This window comes from Streptomyces botrytidirepellens, from assembly GCF_003721215.1.
GTDB classification, from domain to species: domain Bacteria; phylum Actinomycetota; class Actinomycetes; order Streptomycetales; family Streptomycetaceae; genus Streptomyces; species Streptomyces himastatinicus.
In genome coordinates this window covers 1-3,710 of sequence record NZ_RIBZ01000580.1, presented here as the reverse complement: position 1 = coordinate 3,710, position 3,710 = coordinate 1, and the positions used below count along the sequence as shown (strand labels likewise).

At 75.7% G+C, this 3,710-nt stretch carries 4 protein-coding genes; all 4 read right to left on the bottom strand.

What is annotated here, in order from left to right:
* On the bottom strand, positions 1–195 hold a 195-nt coding region (locus tag EEJ42_RS51295; RefSeq protein ID WP_184503395.1), incomplete at its 3' end, for a hypothetical protein.
* Positions 192–1,304: an AAA family ATPase gene (locus EEJ42_RS33125; RefSeq protein ID WP_123105697.1), complete on the bottom strand. Its 1,113-nt coding sequence runs from the start codon at positions 1,302–1,304 to the stop codon at positions 192–194. The genes EEJ42_RS33125 and EEJ42_RS51295, both read right to left, overlap by 4 nt.
* Entirely contained in the window at positions 1,301–2,974 is a 1,674-nt protein-coding gene (locus EEJ42_RS33120) for a VMAP-C domain-containing protein (RefSeq protein WP_148082109.1), read from the bottom strand. Before EEJ42_RS33120 ends, EEJ42_RS33125 begins: the two co-directional genes overlap by 4 nt.
* A gap of 13 nt (positions 2,975–2,987) precedes the next feature.
* On the bottom strand, positions 2,988–3,710 hold a 723-nt coding region (locus tag EEJ42_RS33115), incomplete at its 5' end, for a trypsin-like serine peptidase (RefSeq protein WP_148082108.1).

The following is a 3,710-nucleotide window of genomic DNA, read 5'->3' as shown; positions in this document are numbered from 1 at the left end:
GGGCGTCGGGGCCGGTGGTGCGGGCGGGGGTGCGGGACGGTCGCCCGGTGGCGGGTCCGGGGGCGCGGCGGCGGGCGGCCGGGCGGGGGTGATCTGCCCGGCCAGCCAGAGGAGTTCGGCGACCTCGCGCACCGTCAGGTCCTCGTCGCCGCTGCATCGCCTCGCCAGGGCGAGCGCCTCGGTGATGTCGGTCATGCCATGTCGTTCAGCGGGCGCAGGAGTTCGCGCAGGACCGTGGGCCATTCGGGGTCGTCGGCGTGCTCGGCGGTGTGTTCCAGCCGGAGGGTGTTGAGCAGCTGGTCGGTGGCGAGGAGTTTGCGGCCCTCCGTCAGGTCCTTCGCGAAGCTCTCCAGCCGTGGCCCGGAGGCGCTCAGCACGTCCGCGCCGAGATGGGCTTCGACGATGCGCTCCAGCTTCTGCCGGGACGGCGGCCGGATGTCCAGCCGGACGCAGCGGCGGACGAACGCGGGCGGGAACTCGCGCTCGCCGTTGCTGGTGAGGACCACGAGGGGGAACTCGGCGCAGCGCACCTGCCCGTGCCGGACCGGCTCGCGGCGCAGCCCGTCGTCGGTCATCACATGGACGTCGCAGACGGGGTACCGCTGGAGTTCGGGGATGGTGAACTGCCCGTCCTCCAGCACCGAGAGCAGGTCGTTGGGCAGGTCGACGTCGCCCTTGTCGAGCTCGTCGATGAGCAGGACGCGGGGGCGGTCGGAGGGGAGCAGCGCGGTGCCGAGGGGACCGAGCCGCACATATTTTCCGATGTCGAGGGGGGCCTTACCGGTGTCGGCGAGGCCCGTGCCCTTCGGCGTCCGGGTGGCGGCGGTGGCCTCGGTGCGTCCCTCGTCCTGGAGGCGGCCGATGGCGTCGTACGCGTACAGCCCGTCGGCAAGGGTGGTGCGGCTGGTGACGGACCAGTGGAGGACGCGGCCGAGGCCCAGTTCATGGGCGATGCCATGGGCGAGGGTGGACTTTCCGGTGCCGGGTTTGCCGGTGACCAGGAGCGGGCGGCGCAGATGGATGGCGGCGTTGACCATCCGGGCCTCTTCGGGCTCGGCGCGGTAGGTGGTGGCGACGCCGGTGCGGCCGGGGCCCTCCGCGGTGTGGCCGTCGCAGCAGGGCTCGACCGCCGACGCGCGGCCCTCGTCGGCTTCGGGGCGGGAGCCGTTGAAGCGGCGCCAGGGCGGGGGGTCGGGCAGGGTCCAGTCGGTGCGGCGGACGCCGTCGCCGTAGTAGATCCACCAGGCGGGCGGCCGGGGCCGTTCGTGGTCGGTGACGGGCGGCTGCCGGTCGTCCGCGTTCATCGCATGCCTCCTTGGTGGGCCCGCGGGCCGCCGAGTCGTCTGAGTCGTTCGGGGTGCCAGCCAGGGTTGTCCCACAGGACCGCGATGCCGGTCCCGTCGTGGGCCTCCTCCGGGCACTGCGCCGCCTGTTGGCGCAGCGCCAGTACGGTGCCGGGCAGCCCGGCCAGGCCCCCGTCCAGGGCGACGAGGTCGGCCACCCGCCGGGGCCGTCCGGGCGGGGCGGCGCCGTCCGGGCCGGGCCGCCACCACACGGCGGCGGGCACGCCCTCCTGGATGGCGCACTGGAGGGCGTCCGGGACGACGGGGAGGCACGGATAGGGGTAGGTGAGGAACAGGCAGCTGATGTCCTTGCGGGAGGCCAGCCGCCCGGCGAGCGCCGGGAGGGCGGAGGCGTCCGCGACCAGGGGTTCGCACTCCGGCTCGGGAGGGCCGTCGGCCGGGCGGTCCGGCTCGGTCTCCCCGTCCGGGGTGCCGTCGCCGTGCAGCCAGTGCGGCCCGGGCGGCGGGCCGTCACCGGCGGGCGGCTCGCCCAGCCGCTCCCAGCGGGCCAGCCACTGGGCGGTGGACCAGCCGTCCCGCAGCCGGTCCAGGGAGCGGACGACGACCGGACCGCAGCGGCCGATGGGACGGGGTGCGGGCATCTCGCCACCGCCCCGCAGGTTCCACTCGTCGACCGGCCAGCCGAGCGCCTCCCACGGCAGCAGGAACTCGAACAGCAGGGACTCGAGGTCGAGGTGCTGGACGAAGGGCTGGAGCCGGGCGATCAGCACCTCGGCCGCGGCGGGTATCGCCTCCACCGGGTGCGGGGTGTCGTCCTGGAGCTTGACGCCCAGACAACGGCCCCCGCGGTAGAGCCAGGCGGCGAGCCGGTAGCGGTCGCCGCCGGGGTCGCAGCGCTCGGCCCGGACCAGGCAGCTGGTGTACGGGGGCGCCGGGGCCTCGGCCGCGGAGGTGGCGGCGTCGCGCTCGGCGGTGAGCCGCGCGGCGGGCATCCGGCCGGTGCGGCGGTGGGCCACGGTGTCGATCCAGACCCGTAGTTCGTCGCCCACGGGGTCCTCCGCGCGGGCGGCGAGGTGTTCCAGGAAGACGAGCAGCGGCGGCACCCGGGTGTCGGGGCTGTTGCGCGCGTCCAGGTCGTCGACGAGTGCGGTCACGCTCGCGGCCTGTTCGGCGGCGAGCAGGCCGTCCTTGGCCACCAGCAACCCCAGGGACGAGGCCGCGGCCCAGAGCACCTCGCACAGCTGGGCCGGGTCGGTGGGGCAGCGGGGGTCGGCCAGCAGCGCGTCGAGGTCCCGGCGCTCGTCGGCGTCGAGCAGCCCGGCGGCGACGGTAGGGAGCGGGGCCGGGTCGCTGCCGGGGAGGGCGTCGTAGCCGTGCCGCAGCTCGGTCACCCAGGGCGGCGCGTCGTACTCCCGCTCCAGGGCGTCGAACAGCCGCCGCATGACGTCGGGCCGGTGCACCCGGTGCTGGAACGCGCGGTACAGCAGCGCTCCCAGCGGGCCGCCGCGGTCCGCGGGCCAGTCGACCTCGATCCCGGCGCGGGCGAGCAGGAGCTGGGCGCGGTCGGCGCTCTCCAGGCGGCGGGCCAGCTCCGCCGCGAAGTCGGGGCACCACTGGACGCGCGCCCGCTCGGCCAGGACCTCGCGTTCCGGCCCGATGGGAAGTGCCACGCTCACCGTGCCCTCAGGTGGTGAGGGTGACGAGCAGCTCGGCCAGCCATCGCACCGGGACGCCCTCGTTGCTGTACACGTGCCCGCTGCCGTCGGGGGCCGGGAGGTGTCCGCCCGCGCGGTGCACGGCGGCGACCCGCCACCGGTCGTCGAAGGCCGGGGAGCCGGAGGAGCCGGGGAGGGTGTCGGTGAGGTAGAGGACCCGGTGCTCCTCGGCGTGGGTGACCACGTTGTGGTAGAGCGCGATCTTCTTGGGGGCGCCGCCGGGGTGCTGGACGATGTTGACCCGTTGCAGCTTCGGCGCCCGGGGCGGGGCGAGGGTGAGCGCGCCCCACTCCTCGGTCAGCGGCTCCCGGGCGCGGACGACGGTGAGGTCATGGCGCTCGGAGGTGGCGAAGCCGAGGTCCGGGGCGAGGGCGTGCGACGTCCCCCCGACGATCTCGCCACCCGGTCCCTCCTGATAGCCGAGGACGAGATGGGCTCCGGCGGCGGACGCCGCGTCGGGGAGGACATGGCCTGCGGTGACGACGAAGTCGCCCGCCACCAGGAAGCCGGTGCCCAGGGCCTCCACATCGTCCCGCAACAGCCCGACGGCGCGCGCCGCCCGCAGCCCGCTCTCCAGGAACGCCAGTGGCAGCAGGGTGCTCTGAGCGCCCATCAGTTTCTCGGCGCCCGCGACGGACACCGCGCCGCCCGCGCCGCCCGCCCCGCCCGGGGCGGCCGTCGGCGTCGCGGC

Coding starts and splice junctions, on each gene's coding strand:
- EEJ42_RS33125 (WP_123105697.1), bottom strand. CDS start 1,304: ATGAACGCGGACGACCGGCAGCCGCCCGTCACCGACCACGAACGGCCC.